Source organism: Buchnera aphidicola (Pemphigus obesinymphae), assembly GCF_026122815.1.
GTDB classification, from domain to species: domain Bacteria; phylum Pseudomonadota; class Gammaproteobacteria; order Enterobacterales; family Enterobacteriaceae; genus Buchnera_C; species Buchnera_C aphidicola_BJ.
This window is the reverse complement of sequence record NZ_JAIWQW010000084.1, coordinates 1-477: the sequence shown is the minus strand read 5'-3', so window position 1 is coordinate 477 and position 477 is coordinate 1. Positions and strand designations below refer to the sequence as shown.

1 protein-coding gene is annotated in these 477 nt (G+C 29.4%); it reads right to left on the bottom strand.

Annotation, left to right across the window (positions count from 1 at the left end; translation table 11 throughout):
• Nucleotides 1-477, bottom strand: a 477-nt coding sequence (locus LDP10_RS03205; protein WP_265197283.1) for an NAD(+)/NADH kinase, incomplete at both ends; no start/stop codon positions are given.

Genomic DNA, 477 nt, shown 5'->3' with positions numbered 1-477 from the left:
TAACCTGTCGAACCTGTAGGAGTAGAAATAATTAAACCATCTGATCTCTGAGAAAAAGCAAAACTTTCGTCAATATAAACTTCAAATTCTATCATATGAGCTACTTTATCCGCATGTAAAACTACTTCATTTATAGCAGTATTAACATAACTTTCTCCGTGTTCTTGACATATTTGAATCTCTAGTAAAAACCTGTTCTCTAATATATATTTTCCAGATAAAACATCTGATAACTGTTTTAACACTTTATCAGGACTTAAATCGGTAAGAAAACCTAAATTTCCTCTATTTACACCAATTATTTTTATGTTATAACCACACAAAATATAACCTGCACATAACAAATTACCATCACCTCCTACAACTATAGCTAAATCACAATATTGACCAATTTGTGATAATGTGCCAACATTAGGTTTCTTAATCGATAATAATTGTTCTGCTATTTGATATTCAATCATTACTTTATAACCTTTC